Annotated in this window: 1 protein-coding gene; it reads left to right on the top strand. The window is 76.8% G+C overall.

Features of this window, described 5'->3' with window-relative positions:
• Nucleotides 1-58: 58 nt before the first annotated feature.
• On the top strand, nt 59-544 hold a 486-nt coding region (locus tag ACYVE9_RS30450; protein WP_461031074.1), incomplete at its 3' end, for an NAD(P)-binding protein.

The raw sequence follows: 544 nt of genomic DNA, 5'->3' as shown, positions 1-544 counted from the left end.
CGGACGGCAGCCGGGCCGACGCCGGGGCCGGCCCGCCACCGGGCTAGAGTCGCTGCTCATGGCACGGATTGTGGTGATCGGCAGCGGCCTGGGAGCCATGGCCGCCGCGGCCCGGCTCGCGGTGGCGGGCCACTCGGTGACGGTGTTCGAGCGCGGCGCGACCCACGGCGGGGCCGTGGGGCGTCGCGAACGTGACGGTTTCGGCTTCGACACCGGCCCCGGACTGCTGCAACTGCCCGCCGTGTGGCGGGACCTGTTCGTCAAGACCGGCCGGGAGCCGCTGGAGCGGTGCGTCCGGCTGCGCCAGCCCGATCCGGCGAGCCGGCACCTCTTCGCCGACGGCACCGGCCTCACCCTGCCCGCCGGTTCCCGTTCGGGCGTGATCACCGCGCTGGACGCGGCGCTGGGGAGCGGTTCCGGGGACCGGTGGACGCAGTTGCTGGGCCGGGCCCGGACGGCGTGGGAGGCCACTCGGCGCCCGCTGCTGGAGGAACCGCTCACGCCGTCCACCGACCGGGCCCGGCTCGCGCACGACCCCTACCCG

It is taken from the genome of Streptomyces sparsus (assembly GCF_054776295.1).
Note: the sequence above shows the minus strand (reverse complement) of the source record. Positions and strands in the feature narration are given on the sequence as shown.